Source organism: Iodobacter fluviatilis (genome assembly GCF_004194535.1).
GTDB classification, from domain to species: domain Bacteria; phylum Pseudomonadota; class Gammaproteobacteria; order Burkholderiales; family Chitinibacteraceae; genus Iodobacter; species Iodobacter fluviatilis_A.
In genome coordinates, this window is the sequence record NZ_CP025781.1 from 4113989 (window position 1) to 4129753 (window position 15765).

The 15765-nt window shown below is 46.9% G+C and carries 16 protein-coding genes; 8 read left to right on the forward strand and 8 right to left on the reverse strand.

Annotated features, from left to right (window positions below; all coding sequences use genetic code 11):
* The first annotated feature begins 447 nt into the window (after nucleotides 1-447).
* On the forward strand, nucleotides 448-1164 hold the full coding sequence (locus C1H71_RS18265; RefSeq protein ID WP_130107842.1) for an MgtC/SapB family protein: 717 nt from the start codon (nucleotides 448-450) through the stop codon (nucleotides 1162-1164).
* Nucleotides 1165-1235: 71 nt separating this feature from the next.
* Here the strand turns inward: C1H71_RS18265 and adhE are convergent, their stop codons facing one another.
* Nucleotides 1236-3863, reverse strand: coding sequence for a bifunctional acetaldehyde-CoA/alcohol dehydrogenase (gene adhE, locus C1H71_RS18270; RefSeq protein ID WP_130107843.1), 2628 nt, complete (start codon nucleotides 3861-3863; stop codon nucleotides 1236-1238).
* 648 nt (nucleotides 3864-4511) lie between these two features.
* Here adhE and C1H71_RS18275 point away from each other — a divergent pair.
* Nucleotides 4512-4796: a hypothetical protein gene (locus C1H71_RS18275; protein ID WP_130107844.1), complete on the forward strand. Its 285-nt coding sequence runs from the start codon at nucleotides 4512-4514 to the stop codon at nucleotides 4794-4796.
* 85 nt (nucleotides 4797-4881) lie between these two features.
* Here the strand turns inward: C1H71_RS18275 and C1H71_RS20810 are convergent, their stop codons facing one another.
* Nucleotides 4882-5151 carry a transposase family protein gene (locus tag C1H71_RS20810; RefSeq protein WP_188053399.1) on the reverse strand — a complete coding sequence of 90 codons (270 nt, stop codon included), beginning with the start codon at nucleotides 5149-5151 and terminating at the stop codon, nucleotides 4882-4884.
* Between the two features lie 295 nt (nucleotides 5152-5446).
* On the opposite strand from C1H71_RS20810, the gene C1H71_RS18285 reads away from it, so the two are divergent.
* From C1H71_RS18285 to C1H71_RS22055, 6 genes are all read left to right on the forward strand, one after another.
* Nucleotides 5447-6100, forward strand: coding sequence for a DUF3299 domain-containing protein (locus tag C1H71_RS18285; protein ID WP_188053401.1), 654 nt, complete (start codon nucleotides 5447-5449; stop codon nucleotides 6098-6100).
* Between the two features lie 108 nt (nucleotides 6101-6208).
* Nucleotides 6209-6697 (forward strand): ZrgA family zinc uptake protein, encoded by a 489-nt coding sequence (locus C1H71_RS18290; protein ID WP_130107847.1) that lies wholly within the window; start codon nucleotides 6209-6211, stop codon nucleotides 6695-6697.
* A gap of 175 nt (nucleotides 6698-6872) precedes the next feature.
* The gene (locus C1H71_RS18295; RefSeq protein WP_223145920.1) at nucleotides 6873-7562 is read left to right on the forward strand and encodes an ABC transporter ATP-binding protein; all 690 of its coding nucleotides are present in this window, start codon (nucleotides 6873-6875) and stop codon (nucleotides 7560-7562) included.
* Complete coding sequence (locus C1H71_RS18300) at nucleotides 7555-8814, forward strand: ABC transporter permease (protein WP_130107848.1); 1260 nt, start codon at nucleotides 7555-7557, stop codon at nucleotides 8812-8814. The genes C1H71_RS18295 and C1H71_RS18300 overlap by 8 nt, the downstream gene beginning before the upstream one ends.
* A 34-nt stretch (nucleotides 8815-8848) precedes the next feature.
* Entirely contained in the window at nucleotides 8849-9034 is a 186-nt protein-coding gene (locus C1H71_RS22050) for a DUF2938 family protein (protein ID WP_374704444.1), read from the forward strand.
* 161 nt (nucleotides 9035-9195) lie between these two features.
* Nucleotides 9196-9324, forward strand: a complete 129-nt coding sequence (locus C1H71_RS22055; RefSeq protein WP_130107850.1) for a DUF2938 family protein — start codon at nucleotides 9196-9198, stop codon at nucleotides 9322-9324.
* 130 nt (nucleotides 9325-9454) lie between these two features.
* Here C1H71_RS22055 and C1H71_RS18315 read toward each other — a convergent pair whose 3' ends face one another.
* The 6 genes from C1H71_RS18315 to glsA form a co-directional block, all read right to left on the reverse strand.
* Nucleotides 9455-10435: an ABC transporter substrate-binding protein gene (locus C1H71_RS18315; RefSeq protein WP_130107851.1), complete on the reverse strand. Its 981-nt coding sequence runs from the start codon at nucleotides 10433-10435 to the stop codon at nucleotides 9455-9457.
* 337 nt (nucleotides 10436-10772) lie between these two features.
* Entirely contained in the window at nucleotides 10773-11135 is a 363-nt protein-coding gene (gene frdD / locus C1H71_RS18320; protein ID WP_130107852.1) for a fumarate reductase subunit FrdD, read from the reverse strand.
* Nucleotides 11136-11238: 103 nt separating this feature from the next.
* Nucleotides 11239-11643, reverse strand: coding sequence for a fumarate reductase subunit C (locus tag C1H71_RS18325; RefSeq protein ID WP_130107853.1), 405 nt, complete (start codon nucleotides 11641-11643; stop codon nucleotides 11239-11241).
* Nucleotides 11640-12392, reverse strand: coding sequence for a succinate dehydrogenase/fumarate reductase iron-sulfur subunit (locus C1H71_RS18330; RefSeq protein ID WP_130107854.1), 753 nt, complete (start codon nucleotides 12390-12392; stop codon nucleotides 11640-11642). Before C1H71_RS18330 ends, C1H71_RS18325 begins: the two co-directional genes overlap by 4 nt.
* Nucleotides 12389-14167, reverse strand: coding sequence for a fumarate reductase (quinol) flavoprotein subunit (gene frdA / locus C1H71_RS18335; protein ID WP_130107855.1), 1779 nt, complete (start codon nucleotides 14165-14167; stop codon nucleotides 12389-12391). Before frdA ends, C1H71_RS18330 begins: the two co-directional genes overlap by 4 nt.
* Before the next feature lie 352 nt (nucleotides 14168-14519).
* Nucleotides 14520-15536 (reverse strand): glutaminase A, encoded by a 1017-nt coding sequence (glsA, locus tag C1H71_RS18340; RefSeq protein ID WP_130107856.1) that lies wholly within the window; start codon nucleotides 15534-15536, stop codon nucleotides 14520-14522.
* Between the last annotated feature and the right edge of the window lie 229 nt (nucleotides 15537-15765).

Consider the following 15765-nt stretch of genomic DNA (forward strand, 5'->3'; position numbering starts at 1 on the left):
ATAAATAAAAATAAAAGCTAACACAATTCTTACTGCGTGTAATTTACTGGAGATGGCTAATTTCTTAAATGCCATTTAACTTATCGAGGTGCAGTGCAAGCAAGGCCCCACTTTACTTTGCATGCAAAATTTACAAGCACCTTAAGTCAGATAGACGCCCCCACTCTGAAGGGGTATCGTTTAGCGTCATTATTTTATGGGGGTTCCTAGTGGAAAGTTTTGGTTGTCAAATTGCTATCGTTCGATAGTGGCATGGCACTACTGCGGACCCTCATCTGCCTTTGTCATGCCGCCTGGCTGTGACGGTGGTGTCTATTTGGTCTGTTTCTAGACTTTGCAGCACCAACCCTATTTGTTTGTAGGTCATTTTGTTATGACCTTGCGTGCACGATAGCCAATTCACTTGACGATCTTGCCCTAGGCTTTATTAATAACAAGGGGAGTTAAATGCTCTTTATACAAAGCTTTGATTTAATATGGCTACTTAATTCCTTGGTTAGTTTAACCACCGCATTTATTTTGGGTTCTATCATTGGCTATGAGCGCCAATATCGGCAACGCACTGCCGGGCTTAGAACCAATGCGCTGGTTTCTTTAGCGGCCGCTATTTTTGTGGGGCTCGCTTACCGTGTTCACGGGCCAGATGGCGCGGCACGCGTAATCTCTTATGTGGTGTCTGGTGTAGGTTTTTTAGGTGCGGGTACCATTATGAAAGAGGGCCTGAATGTACGCGGGCTAAATACTGCCGCCACGCTTTGGGGCTCTGCAGCAGTGGGGGCTTGTTCTGGAGCAGGTTTAATTGCAGAGGCCTTGCTTGCCGCTATTTTTGTATTGGCTGCAAATACTTTATTGCGCCCTGTGGTGAATGCAATTAACCGCTCGCCCATTAATGATCAGACCGGCGAAGTAAGCTATCAGATTTGCATGATTGTGGATGGTGACCGGCAAAAACATGCGCTTAATGTCTTGGAATCAATGCTAACGCAAATTGAATACCCCTTGGGTGATTTAAATGTGGAACCGTTTGGGGATGATGATGTGGAAATCACTGCAACACTACTTTCTAGCAAGGTTGATTCTGGTAAGTTGGATGCATTAATTATGCAAATCCAAAAACGCCCTTATGTAAAACAGGCGTTCTGGAATTTATCTGCTGCGGAATAATGGCTATAGCTCATAGCAGACAAAAACAAACCCCATGCAAGATGGGGTTTGTTTTTTGTATTTGCTAATGATTACTTAGCAAGCGCTTCTTCACGCAAATGGTTTTCCACATATGCATTGCCATAATAACTATCTAGCAGTAGCTGTTTTAGCTCTGAAATCAATGGGTAACGTGGGTTGGCACCGGTACACTGGTCATCAAATGCTTCTTCTGCTAATTGATCTAGTTTGGAGAGGAACAGCGCTTCAGGTACACCTGCTTCTTTGATAGAGGCAGGGATCTGGATCGTTGTTTTAAGCTCTTCTATCCAAGCGATCAGGTTCTGCACTTTTTGCTCGTCATTTTTGCCGCCAAGGCCCAAATGCTCTGCAACATCAGCATAACGGCAACGCGCTTGTGGGCGATCGTATTGGCTAAATGCAGTTTGCTTGGTTGGGATATCTGCTGAGTTAAAGCGAATTACATTAGAAATCAGCAGGGCATTGGCCAAGCCGTGCGCCAAGTGGAATTCAGCACCTAGTTTGTGCGCCATGGAGTGACACACCCCAAGGAATGCATTGGCAAAGGCAATCCCAGCAATCGTTGAAGCGTTGTGAACTAATTCGCGCGCTTTAGGATCTTTTGCACCATTTAAGTAAGACGATGGTAGGTTTTCTTTAAGCAACTTCAATGCTTGCAAGGCTTGCGGGTCAGAATACTCATTCGCCAATACGGATACATAGGCTTCTAAAGCGTGCGTTACCGCATCAATCCCACCGAAAGCAGTGAGGCTTTTTGGCATATTCATCACTAAATCGGCATCAATAATCGCCATATTTGGTGTGAGCTCATAATCGGCAATTGGGTATTTCATGCCGGTTTTTTCATCAGTCACTACCGCAAATGGGGTTACTTCTGAACCTGTGCCCGATGTGGTTGGAATCGCAACCAATTCGGCTTTAATGCCCATTTTTGGGAACTTATAAATACGCTTGGTGATATCCATAAAGCGCAGTGCTAAGTCTTCGAAATGGACTTCTGGATGCTCGTACATCACCCACATAATCTTGGCGGCATCCATTGGCGAGCCGCCACCTAACGCAATAATCACGTCAGGTTTGAACATGTTTAAGGAATGCACCCCTTTACGAACCACTTCTAAGGTTGGATCGGCTTCTACTTCGTGGAACACTTCAACTTCCATGCCCATTTGTTTCAGTACTTTGATGGTTTCATCGCAGTAGCCATTGGCAAACAAGTAAGGGCCAGTAACGATAGTCGCGCGTTTTTTGCTAGACAAATCAGCCAGTGCAAACGGCAAGCAACCGCGACGGAAGTAAATGTTTTTAGGTAGTTTGTGCCATAACATGTTTTCGGCCCGTTTAGCGACAGTTTTGGTGTTGATCAGGTGTTTTGGACCCACGTTTTCTGAGATAGAGTTACCACCCCATGAACCACAACCCAGAGTTAAGGACGGAGCCAATTTAAAGTTATAAAGGTCACCAATCCCGCCTTGCGAAGCAGGGGAGTTGATTAGAATACGGGCGGTTTTCATTTTGTCGCCAAAATAAGCAATCCGCTCATGCTGCTGATCTTGATCTGTATACAGCGCAGATGTATGGCCAATCCCGCCCAGCGCAACTAAAGCTTCAGCCTTAGTGACAGCTTCATAAAAATCTTTAGCGCGGTACATGGCCAGTGTTGGGGAGAGTTTTTCGTGAGCAAAAGCTTCTTCTTCGCCGGTGGAGGTGACTTCCGCAATCAAAATCTTTGTGTAACTAGGCACTTTAATGCCAGCCATCTCGGCAATCTTGACGGCCGCTTGGCCTACAACGCCTGCATTTAAATTGCCATCAATCAAGATAACCTTACGAACTGCTTCGGCTTCTTTTTTGCTTAAAATATGGCCGCCGCTTTGAGCAAAACGGGCTTTCATCGCTTCATAAATACTGTCAACGACAATAACTGATTGCTCGGATGCGCAAACCACACCGTTATCAAAGGTTTTAGACATCAAAATAGACGCTACAGCACGTTTAATATCGGCAGTTTCATCAATCACAACGGGTGTATTGCCAGCGCCCACACCAATGGCAGGCTTGCCTGAAGAGTAGGCCGCACGAACCATGCCTGGGCCGCCGGTTGCCAGAATCAGATTGATGTCTTTGTGTTTCATCAGTTGATTAGAAAGCTCAACGGTTGGTTGATCAATCCAGCCAATGATATCGCGCGGTGCGCCAGCCGCTACGGCAGCATCCAATACAATACGTGCCGCTTCACAGGTGGAGCCTTTTGCACGAGGGTGCGGACTAAAAACAATACCGTTACGGGTTTTAAGTGCAATCAGTGCTTTAAAAATCGCGGTGGAAGTAGGGTTGGTCGTTGGCACAATCCCGCAGATAATCCCGATAGGCTCAGCAATCGTGATAATGCCGTAGGCGTCATCCTGCGTCAGGATGCCACAGGTTTTTTCATCTTTGTACGCGTTATAGATATATTCAGAGGCAAAGTGATTTTTGATTACTTTATCTTCAAGTACGCCCATGCCCGTTTCTGCAACCGCCAACTTTGCCAGAGGCAAACGCGCATCGGCAGCAGCCAGTGCAGCTGCACGGAAAATCTTATCGACTTGTTCTTGTGAGTAAGTGGCAAAAAGCTGTTGGGCTTTTTTAACTCGTACCATCAGCGCATCAAGTTCTTGAATGTTAGAAACGGTCATTTTCTGATCTCCGGAAGTATTATAAGTAAGATGCGTCGTATTAATTAAATAGGACTGACGCTTGAATTGCTAGTTCGTTTAGTAAAAAGGAATACACACAGGATATACCTTGTTAGCTGGCGTTACTTGATCTAGATCAAGGTGGATTTAATTGTTATAAATTGATTCGCATAATGTATATTATGTAAAGTTAAACAAGCTAATCTGCCGCAGAAAACGCCACGCCAGTAACATAGGAAAAAATAAAAACGCCAGCTCTCAAGACTGGCGTTTTTTTATGTGATTTCGTGCGCCTGCTCAAGCGCCAGACCTGTTGCTTGCTTGCAGCGCTAAAGCGGTTTGCATGCAAGCTTGAGGCGCATGCACCGAAACAGGCTCTGTTAATTTGTCATATATCGGTGCGGTATATGCCAATGTTGGAATCCTTGGATTTTGCTTTTCAATCCATTGATCCCGTGATAATTCTCGCTCACTCTGAGTAACCGTACTTGCATTATTAAATCGCCCACTATGGGTTGCAATGCCTTTGTTCTACTGGCTTTTTTTCTTGTCAACTGCTTATGGAGGGGGACGCCACAAATTCATAACGTGACAGAACCATCATTCAGTCACTAAAATGGCGTCCGCCTTAAATATTTACAAAGTAATATGCGTCAGATCGAAGATACAAAAACAGCCGAACTCCCTGGAATGCCCGCAGCGAAACGACGCGGTCGACCGCCATTGGGCGAGCGTGCGATGACGGCTGCTGAACGCCAAAGAGCCAGTAGGAAAGCCCGCTTTCAAGCGGGCTTAAAAAACATGAGTTTAACAACACCCGTGCAATTTAATGCCATGGTGGATATTGCAACACGTGAAAAATTAAAGCGTGTGGCGGCCGAGCGTGGCCTCACTATGGGCCAGCTTTTGGATCGTTTGATTGAACAACTCTAGCTCCTCAGTCTAGGGCAATCGCCTACCTAAGTTTTTTTATTCACCAGCAGGTGCTTGGCCAGTCACAACTTGCAGCAAATCATCATCATTCCAGCCAGCTTATAGTTGTTTGGTTTTGACTCCAATCTTGGATGTTTTCTCCGCCCGAACCAAATTTAGCGCCGAATTCACTGAAAAATTCATGATCAATCGCGGCAAAGACCTTGCCCATAGTATCGTGTGAAGGAATGCCGTGTTTCAAGTTCAGCACGCCAACAAACCATTCTTTTTTGGCTTTACCATAAGCTTCAATGGCCACCCAGTTATCTGTACCGCAGATGATGGCACATAGCGTAATAAAGAAAACATCGCTCAATTGAGAGCACGGTTTAAATGAGGCATTGGGGGTTAGGCACTGTATCAGGGCTGTCAAATGATCCTTAATGCGCCACCCAGCCCTCTTGTTTTGTTTGTGCGGCAAGCGAGCAAACCCAGTTTTAGCACCCCCTTCCTTTTTCCTGTGTTGGCAGATCTCCCTTGAGCGTCCTTCATTAAGCCACCTTTGCGCTATGTGTAAATAAGCCGCACTTCCCATTAATTATTTGTGGAGCTATACACAGCCAAATGCAACTCAGTTACAATTGACTGTAATTCACCTTTAAGGACTGAACGTGATTCATCGCCTAATTTCGATCTTTTTAAGCGCATTGATTTGCGCCCCACTATATGCTGCCGACGCTCGGCCGATTAAATGGAGTGATCTTCAGCCCGATTCCAGCGCTTTACGCTCCGCCGTGGGTAATTTAAATCAGGAACAAAAAACACGTTTAATGCGTGCATTCCAGCAGCGCCAGCAAAAAGCGATTGTAGCCGCGGGCAAGCTTAAACCTGCTGATTTAAGTATTGATATCAATACCTTGCTAAAAGAAGACTTTAACGATTTAGAGCCTTTAGTTACAAAAATTGAAGCTTTCGAGAAAAAACGCACCACCGAAACACAAACCAGTCTAAACAATCAAGTTGTGCAATTAGATGGTTATTTATTGCCATTAAAACAAGGCAATAAAAAAGTAACCGAATTTATCCTTGTGCCGGTTATTGGTGCGTGCATCCATGTCCCTGCGCCACCTGCTAATCAAATGGTGGTGGTGCAATACCCTAAGGGCTTCCCTGCCAGCAGTTTGTTTGCGCCGGTCACCGTAACTGGCAAGTTATTAGTTAAATCAAGTAAATCTGATTTGGCTCTAGCAGATGGCAGCAGCAAGGTTGATGTGGGCTATGCCATGACTGCGAATGAAGTTCGTGAATATCAAGCCAGTAAATAAGCAATGATTCAGCTTACGGCATGCACAACTTCAATTCAGCATTTTTTTCGGATGGCAATTGGTTGCTGATCTTTTGTTAAATAGTTAAATAGCTTAAGGATTTTTACTATGAATAAACTACTCATTGCCGCTCTACTCTCTTTGGGCTTAAGTCATGTTGCCGCTGCTCATGGTGCGCATGCGCATGGCGTTGCTGAAATGAACATAGCAATCGAGGGGAGGCAATTGTTAATTACTTTAGAAAGCCCCGCGGACAATTTCCTTGGTTTTGAACACAGTCCTAAAACTGACGCAGAAAAAGCTACGTTTAAAAAAGTAAGTGAGCAATTACAAAATGCATCTGTCTTGTTTGTTCCTGATGCCGCCGCCCAGTGTAAAGCCGCCGCGCCAGTGGTTAAAATGCCTGATTTTAGCAAAGGGGGCCATAGCGATATCGATGCGGAATATCGTTTTGAGTGCGCCACCCCTCCTAATAGCATTAGCCTTACGCTATGGAAAAATTTCGGAGGTTTTAAGATCATCAACGCCAACCTAGCCACTGCAAAAGGCCAAAAGCAAATCAAATTAAAAGCTGTGCAAGTATTAAATCTCAAATAATAGCCAGCGGCTATTTAGGATGATTTAAGTCCACGAAGTGTGCGAAACGCACAAAGAAACTAAGTAATTTGGTGTGCTTCGCGCTTCGTGGACTAGCTTTTTTAAAAAACAGCACAGCCCCTGTTATTCATCATTAGCCTTGGCCGATGGCTAAGGGTTAAATCGGAAAGCCATCTTGCTGATCGATATCAACGACTTACAGTTTACTTGGCCGGGCAATCCGCGCCCTACCCTTAATATCCCCTCATTTAGTCTCTCCCAGGGGGAACGATTATTTTTACATGGCCCAAGTGGTAGCGGCAAAAGCACCCTACTTTCTTTATTAACAGGCATTCACTTAGCACAAAGCGGCAGCATCCGCATTCTTGGGCAAAATCTAGCACAGCTTTCCGGCACTAAACGTGATCGCTTCCGCGCGGATCATTTGGGTTACGTATTTCAGCAATTTAACTTACTGAGCTATTTATCCGTACTCGATAATGTACTGCTACCTTGCCAGTTTTCCCAATTACGCACTCAGCGGGCGGGCAACCCAAAGATGCAGGCCTTGCATCTATTAGATCGCCTCGATCTGCACCGCCACTTGCATCAGCCTGTGAATGCCCTTTCGGTTGGTCAGCAGCAGCGCGTAGCCTTGGCCCGCGCACTGATTGGTGCGCCAGAGATTTTAATTGCCGATGAGCCCACTTCTGCTCTGGATGCTGAGCGGCGCGGTGCGTTTATTGAACTGCTGTTTGAATGTGCGGCCGAGCATGGAACTGCTATTTTATTAGTCAGCCATGACCCACAGTTGGCGACACAGTTTGATCGCAGCGTTAACTTACCCACGCTCAATCACGCCGCGATGGAGGCTGAGGATGTATAAAATTGCCTTTAAAAGTTTGCTAAACCGCAAACTAACAGTTGCACTATCGATCCTTACCGTTGCTTTATCTGTACTACTCCTTATTGGAGTAGAAAGGCTGCGTACCGAAGCCAGAAATAGTTTCTCCAATACCGTGAGCGGCACTGATTTAATCATTGGTGCACGTACGGGCTCGGTACAGCTTTTGCTTTACAGTGTTTTTCGGGTGGGCAATGCCACCAATAATATTGGTTGGGACAGCTATCAAAAATGGGCAAAAGATGAGCGAGTGGAGTGGACCATTCCTGTTTCTTTAGGCGATAGCCATAAAGGCTTCCCTGTTTTAGGTACCAGTACTGATTACTTTAAGCATCTAAAATATGCTGAAGATCAGCACCTGCAACTGGCGCAGGGCAAAGTGTTTTCCCGCACCCATGAGGCGGTACTGGGTGCCAATGTGGCCAAAAAATCTGGTTATCTATTGGGCGGGAAAATTGTCCTCACCCACGGCAGTGGCGAGGGTGCGATGAGCGAGCATGCTGACCAGCCTTTTACTATTGTCGGCATTTTAGCGCCAACCGGCACGCCGGTGGACGACACCGTACATGTCAGTTTAGATGGTTTAACCGCCATTCATGAAGGTTGGGAGTCTGGAAGCGCATCTTTGCTCTCTACTGCTGGCGTACTGGCTGCAGATGAAAACCGCGCCGTGCCACGCCCCGTCACCATTACTGCCTTTTACGTCGGCTTAAAATCGCGCACCTCGTTATTTAGTTACCAGCGCGCGGTAAACCAGTATCGCGAAGAAACGCTGATGGCGATCATGCCTGGTGTGGCTTTGTCTGAGCTGTGGCAACTAATGAAAATCGCCGAACAAGCGCTGTTGGTGGTATCCGGCTTTGTGATGATTATTGGCCTGTTGGGGATGCTGACGGCGCTGTTAACTGGGCTGAATGAGCGCCGACGTGAAATGGCAATTTTGCGCTCGGTTGGCGCAAGGGCATGGCAAATATTTGTGCTGGTGATGGGCGAAACGTTGCTTTTAGTTGGCGTGGGTATTGCCGCAGGGGTGAGTTTACTTTACCTCATCCTTGTCACCTTCCGCCCCGTCTTGCGCGAATTTTACGGCATGAGTATCGCCATCAATCCACCCAGTTCTGCAGAGCTATTGATGTTGCTCGCCACCCTAATCGCTGGCGCTTTAATCGGTGCAGTTCCAGCCTGGCGTGCCTACCGAATGTCGCTGAGTGATGGTTTAAGCCAGCAGAGTTAAGCAAAGTGGCGATTTTGCCTTAGTAGGCGCAACTTTGCTCATGGATTTGTGGGCAATGCTACTAAAACGTGTTTTTAGTATTCAGCCGCTTAACAGGGCGATAGCGGGACGCTGGATTGGTCATATGCGTGACGGGCGTTTTACGCATGTGAGCATTGTAAAGGCCTCGCCGATTAAGGGTGAGCTGCAAATTGGCTGGCTAGCAGCCTGTCGGACTTAAGACTGATCTACTACGGAAAAGCCGGATTTGGCCATATTTCACGTATTTTCTCGTTGAATAGCCAGTTATTCGCCTCAAAAACCCGCGAAATCTGTCTCAAACCGGTCTTTCCCTCGCTACGATCGCTTAAGTCCGACAGGCTGGCTAGCCCATTACGAGACATGGGTGCGGGAGTTGCCGCATCAAAAACTCTCAATCCCAAGCAAGTCCGCTTACGCAGCCTAATGACGCATGCTGTATTTGGCATGGGTTTGTATGGCTCAGCCCGATGCTTGGCTTTTGCGGCTTAGGCATTCACCTCTTGCATCCTATTACAAGGTTATTCACAAACATGATGGTGGATTTGCTTGCCATAACCCAGTTCAAAATTAGCCATCTTAAACGGCAACCTCAGCCAGTTTTTGATTTATCCGCAGTATATTAATCGACAAAAACGGCGTTTTGATTCATATCGTCAGGAGGCTGAATTTTCCAGCGTGCCAACTCATATCGGCTAAAGACAAACACACCTTCTTGCAAGGAAATGGGCCAATACGAGCTGGGTAAGCGACTAGGGTTTTGCAATATCTTTTCAGCCATCTCTGCGGCCGCTTTTCCTTGAGACGCACCTTGTAGTACAAACCCACCGACTGATTTGCCCTTGCCGACGGCAAAATCCCAAAACGCAAATAAAGGCAAATTTAAATAACTACTGGTCCAAGTAATCACCTCTTCAGAATCAGCATTTAGGCCTCTTTCATTTTTTAAACTTTGGTATAAACCAATAACAACAGCGTCATAATTATTCTTCCCTGCATCCCTAATTTCTTTTTGCCAATCTTCCAATGTTTTACAAAGCTTTACATCAAAAATAACATTATTTAAAACAAGTGAAGAATGGCCCATAAAGGAATCATTAAATATAATTGTAGAGGTACGATCACCATCAAAAAGGATCAAAACTTTTTTTGCATGAGGCAATAACGATTTAATAAAATACGAAGAGCGTTGAAACAATGGGCGCTCCAATATCCCACTAATGTATTTAGGGTCTTTCTTGAAGTATGTGCGCGGGTTTTTATTGATGCCTAGATATACAGTGGGAATGGCCCTTGCCTCCATTTTCTCCCCTAAAAACTCCAGTGCGGCATCATCACCTAAGATAACCAAGGCAGGCTTTACCTCATCAATAAGCTTTAGCGCTTTATCAGCCATAGCTACCACTTCTGGGCCAGATAGTCTTTTTGTATTCATCTCAAAAAAAGTCAATTGATATTTCCGCCCCAGCTTATCCATTATTTGTTTTCTATATTCTGCATCCCATTTATATTCTTTATGATAACTCTCCACCACAACAATTTGTTTGTTCGCGGCAAATACGGAGCAGGAAAGAAGTGCCAAAAATATAAACAATGTTTTCATAAAGAGGCTCCAAATAAATATCAACCTTAAAATAGGCCGCATGCAATATCAACTATCATCATAGTAGAAGTATTTTAATTTAGTTTTCAATGAAAATTGGAGTTTGTTGTGTATTTCCTTACGAAAGCACTGCAAGCCATTTATTCTGTGTGAAGGTAAAAAATAATAATTTTTTTATTTTGTGTGGGGTTTTCAATTGGCCAAAAATAATACATTCGAGATCTAAAGCAAAATACTGGAGCATAACAGAATGGTTTTCGCTGCTGCCCCCACTGGGGGCGGCGTAATGGTAGACACACAATGGGGCTTGGCTGAGTATCCCCAGCCAAGAAAAAACTCAAACCATGGCTAGTAACGCGCCCGCTGTGGCTACGGTCCCCATAAAAGCAAGGCCGTAGCAAAGCCATCTTGCCAAAGGGCCGGCGTGGATACCTACATCGTGCAGGCTATGAAAAATGCGGTGTACTGCGTGCCATAAAAACAGCACAATAATGGCAAACAAAAAGGCCTTCCCCATAAAATACTGAGTAAAGCCATGCATGCTAGCGTAAGAAAATGCTTCGGCAGGTAAGATGCCTAGTGGCACGGCAAAACAAGTGATGAACACCAGCATGGCACCAACCAATGCAGACAGCATGCCTCCTGCGCCAAATAGCAACCAAAAAATAGGCTCATTTGTTCGTTTTAGATTTACCTTCATCACAGCGCCCTCCTCGTTAGTGGGCCATCATCCGAAGTAGGGCACGTGCTGCTGGCAGCTAAGCAAAAAATAGGTGCATCTATTGGTTTTAGATTCGCTTTCATCACACTCCCCTAGCTAAAAAGTAGATCACAGCAAGGAGTAAGCTACTCGCCAGTACAGCAACAACAATGCCCGCAATCGTAATGATAGGCGCATTAAGCCGCTGACCAGAAATGATGATCGGAGGCAAAGTGCGCGGCATGATTTTGAACCAAGTATAGCCGTGGTAAAACATCATCAGCAAAATGGCGAAGTTAATCAGCAGCATCACTGCACTGCCACTAAACGCCCGATAGGCATTCCATGTACTCTCGCCACTGGCTAAGCACAGCACACCCGCGAGTAGCTCTAGCGCGTAAGCCAAAACAAAAAATGCAGTGCCCTCGTGCACCATGTATTCAACAAAGAAAGGATCGCGCCGCCACCAACCAGTCATGGGGCGGATGTAGGGTTTTCTGGCGCTCATTTGCAGCCCTCTTTGTCATTAATTGGCAAAAACCGAAAGAAAAAATCCTTCGCACTGGCCATTTTGTTGATGTTAACCGCATTGGCAGGGTCTACCATCTTTGGGCAGACCTCAGAGCAGTAGCCAACGGCGGTGCAGTTAAACACCCCTACTTCAGAATTAATCAACGCTTTGCGCACGTCTGCGCCGCCATCTCTGGAGTCCAAGTTATAACGCTGTAAAAGCGCGATCGCACCAGGGCCAATAAAGTCGGGGTTTAAGCCCACCTGCGGGCATGCGGCGTAGCACAACATGCAGTTGATACAGCCTGCAAATTGCGAATAGACATCCATTTCGGCAGGTGTTTGCAGATATTCGCCTTGCTCCAGTGCACGGGCGTCTTTGGGGATGAGATAGGGTTTTACGCTTTCCAGCTTTTCAATAAAGCTGTCCATCACCACCACCAAGTCGCGCTCGATCGGAAAATGCGCCAGCGCCTCAACCTTTACGCCGCTTGGATAATCCCGCAGGAAAGTTTTACAGGCGAGTTGAGGCTTGCCATCCACCATCATGCCGCAACTACCACATATGGCCTGACGGCAAGACCAGCGAAAACTCAGCGTGCCATCCAGCTCGTCCTTGATATAGTTCAACGCGGTCAATAGCGATAAATCGTCCGTGTAAGGAACGCTATAGTCTTGCCAGACGGGCTGCTGGTCTTGCTCGGGCCGGTAGCGAAGTACCGATACTTTAATGCTTGCCTCACTCATGTTTCTTTCTCCTGCAATTCGGCCGCTTCACCTGCTGCGCCATAAGCCCGCACTCTGGGCGGTGAACGGGTGATTTTTACGTCGCCATAAGTCATGGTAGGGGCTGCGCCTCCCTGATAATGCGCCAGCGAATGCTTAAGAAAATTCACATCGTCGCGTTCTTCAAAACCATCCAAGCGCTGATGTGCACCGCGTGATTCACGGCGATGTAGTGCCGAATGGGCAATGGCCTCGGCTACGTCTAGCTGATAGCCAAGCTCAATTGCTAGCAGCCACTCGCTATTCCAAACGGTAGATTTATCTTCGATATGAACCTGCTGAAAACGGATCTTTAGCTCAGCCAGTTTGTCGCAAGTGGCTTGCATACTGTCGTGCAGACGATAAATGCCGCAGCCCTCTTCCATCGTCATTGCCATTTCGCGGCGGATATCTGCAACGCGCTCACTGCCAGCTTGAGCTCTGAGCTGCTGCGCGGGCAAAGCAGCAGCTTCAGCGAGCTTGAGTAAAGCCGCGCTATCGTGCGGCGGGGTCGAGCGGGCAAAATGTGTGGCTGATTCGCCTGCCACTTTGCCAAATACAGATAATTCGGCCAAAGAATTAGATCCAAGGCGATTCGCCCCGTGTATCCCTACGCTAGAGCATTCACCGGCAGCAAATAGCCCCGCCAGTGGCGCTGCGCAATGAATATCCACCGGAATGCCGCCCATGGTGTAATGCACCGCAGGGCGAACTGGGATGGGGGTAGTTACTGGGTCTACCCCCATAAACTCACGAGCCAACTCGCAAATCTGCGGCAAGCGCTCGTGCAGCACTTTGGCACCTAAATGGCGTAAATCTAGATGCACCACCGCGCCATAGCGGCCATCAATGGTGCGATTTTTTTGCATCTCATGCCAAAAGGCCTGTGATAAGCGATCACGCGGGCCCAGCTCCATGGCTTTATTACGCGGCTTGTCGCTACAAGGGCCTAGCCCGTAATCCTGTAGATAGCGATAGCCCTCTTTATTGAGTAGAAAGCCTCCCTCACCCCGGCAAGCTTCAGTAAACAGCAATCCAGTGCCGGGCATGCAGGTAGGGTGGTATTGCACGAACTCCATATCGCGCAGCGGCACGCCGTGGCGATAAGCCACCGCCATGCCATCACCGGTCACAATGCCACCATTGGTGTTTTCGCGAAACACTCGCCCCGCGCCGCCCGTTGCCATGACCACGGCTCCGGCTTCGATCAGAATAAATTCGCCGCTGGCAATTTCGATCGCCAGTACACCTTGTACACGACCATCGGCCACGATGAGGTCCAGCATGAAATATTCGTCAAAGCGGCGAATCGAAGGGTATTTGATCGAGGTTTGAAACAGCGTGTGCAGTATATGAAAGCCGGTTTTATCGGCTGCAAACCAAGTGCGCTCAATCTTCATGCCGCCAAAGGGGCGCACATTGATGTGGCCGTCTTCCTTACGGCTCCACGGGCATCCCCAATGCTCCAGTTGCACCATTTCGTTGGTGCATTCGCCAACAAAATAGTCGACCACATCCTGCTCGCACAGCCAGTCGCCGCCAGATACCGTGTCATTAAAGTGATGCTCTAAGCTGTCATGTGCCTGTACCACACCAGCCGAGCCACCCTCTGCGGCCACCGTGTGGCTACGCATTGGGTAAACCTTAGAAAGCAAAGCCACCGTTTGACTTGGATTAGCCTCGGCAGCAGCAATGGCTGCCCGCAAACCCGCCCCGCCCGCACCCACAATCACCACATCCGCTTTATATACCCGCATACCACTCCCGCTTACGCCTCAGCGAATAAAACCTGAAGCTACATAATGTAGGACGATTTAGCAGGGTGCCGCTTGATCCTGATCACAGAGCTGGCGCTTAGGTAAGTGTCAGCATTAAATCTCTTACGTCAGGCATAAACAATCATGCCTGGTAAAAACTGAGCAATGACTTTTTTTGGGAAATATGTAGCGTTTTAAGAAGGAGTGGCCGTTTGTTTGCAGTGCCAAATAGACTACGAGTGGGTTGCCTACCGTGAAGTGGCTTTTGCCACGCGCGTCTTTACGTAAAAACGCCGCTACCCATTGCAGGATAAACGGCGTTTTTCATTAAACGGGGTACTACCCAATTGAATTACTTTAGAGGTTTAGAGGCCAATGGGTTGCCACCCAATGCATTAGAAATATCAGCAATCGCCTTTTGCGCACGCACGCTATTGCCTGCGCTATCCAAAGGTGGGGAGATTACCGCAATGCCAAACTTACCTGGGGAGACGGCCATAATGCCGCCGCCTACGCCACTTTTTGCCGGCAAGCCGGTTCTATACAGCCATTTTCCAGAGTCGTCATACAGGCCGGCAGTCGCCATGACGGCTAAAATCTCTGGCACGTTTTCAGTTTTAACGACTTGCTTGCCAGTGAGTGGATTTTTACCCCCATTTGCCAGTGTACCCGCCATTATCGCCAAGTCTTTGGCATTAACGCCAACAGAGCATTGGCGTGTATAGATGTCAGTGGCGCGATCTGGGTTGGACTTGATCTTGCCGTAAGCGTACATTAAACGACCAATTGCTTGGTTGCGCTGGTTGCTTTCGGCCTCTGATTGGTAAACGTCGCTGAGTACCGTTAGCTGCCGGCCTGCGAAGTCATTATAAAATCCAGAAATTTTGCCCCAGATTTCATCATAAGTTTCACCCTTTACCATGCTGGTTGCAGTGATGGCACCGGGATTAACCATGGCATTCATTTCTGCGCCTTTGTTTTGCTCAATAGCAACAATAGAATTAAACGCTTGGCCCGTGGCATCTACACCTTGGTTATTAAAAATGGAATCAGCCCCCGATTCTTCAATTACCTTTGCCATAGTAAACACTTTAGAAATCGATTGAATAGAAACTTCAGTTGTTACATCGCCCTTGGTATAAACCTTCCCATCTGCAGTCACTAAAACAATGCCATAAATTTTGGAATCGACTTTAGCTAAAGCAGGGATATAGTCAGCATTTTTGCCTTCTTGCAAACCTTTGTAATTATCATAAGCGGCATTAAGTGCTGCTTCGACATCGGATTGCTTAAATAAATCTCTCGCCTGCGTTACGCCGCTCAGTGCTAGCGCCAGTGTTACGGCTAAAATGCTGCTACGGTTTTTCATCGTGCAATTCCTTGTTTACATTTCTTTTGGACGAAAGATACAGGGTCAATATACCAACAAGCTTACAAGAAAAATGAGCATTAATTCTCTTACATGATCTTGGATAAAAAGGTATATAAACATGTCTAAGCGCTAAAAAAACATACAAAGTAGATGGAAATACTCGGAGTCGATTGAAAAATGTGCACTAATACCACTACAGGTAACATAGGAAAAAAGCATAAAAATA

What these genes read in the sequence shown, in the direction of transcription:
- C1H71_RS18275 (WP_130107844.1), top strand. Translation starts at nt 4,512, where the DNA reads ATGCGTCAGATCGAAGATACAAAAACAGCCGAACTCCCTGGAATGCCC.
- C1H71_RS18290 (WP_130107847.1), top strand. Translation starts at nt 6,209, where the DNA reads ATGAATAAACTACTCATTGCCGCTCTACTCTCTTTGGGCTTAAGTCAT.
- frdA (WP_130107855.1), bottom strand. Translation starts at nt 14,167, where the DNA reads ATGCGGGTATATAAAGCGGATGTGGTGATTGTGGGTGCGGGCGGGGCG.
- C1H71_RS22055 (WP_130107850.1), top strand. Translation starts at nt 9,196, where the DNA reads ATGGGTGCGGGAGTTGCCGCATCAAAAACTCTCAATCCCAAGCAAGTC.
- frdD (WP_130107852.1), bottom strand. Translation starts at nt 11,135, where the DNA reads ATGAAGGTAAATCTAAAACGAACAAATGAGCCTATTTTTTGGTTGCTA.
- C1H71_RS18265 (WP_130107842.1), top strand. Translation starts at nt 448, where the DNA reads ATGCTCTTTATACAAAGCTTTGATTTAATATGGCTACTTAATTCCTTG.
- glsA (WP_130107856.1), bottom strand. Translation starts at nt 15,536, where the DNA reads ATGAAAAACCGTAGCAGCATTTTAGCCGTAACACTGGCGCTAGCACTG.
- C1H71_RS18315 (WP_130107851.1), bottom strand. Translation starts at nt 10,435, where the DNA reads ATGAAAACATTGTTTATATTTTTGGCACTTCTTTCCTGCTCCGTATTT.
- C1H71_RS18325 (WP_130107853.1), bottom strand. Translation starts at nt 11,643, where the DNA reads ATGAGCGCCAGAAAACCCTACATCCGCCCCATGACTGGTTGGTGGCGG.
- adhE (WP_130107843.1), bottom strand. Translation starts at nt 3,863, where the DNA reads ATGACCGTTTCTAACATTCAAGAACTTGATGCGCTGATGGTACGAGTT.
- C1H71_RS18330 (WP_130107854.1), bottom strand. Translation starts at nt 12,392, where the DNA reads ATGAGTGAGGCAAGCATTAAAGTATCGGTACTTCGCTACCGGCCCGAG.
- C1H71_RS18300 (WP_130107848.1), top strand. Translation starts at nt 7,555, where the DNA reads ATGTATAAAATTGCCTTTAAAAGTTTGCTAAACCGCAAACTAACAGTT.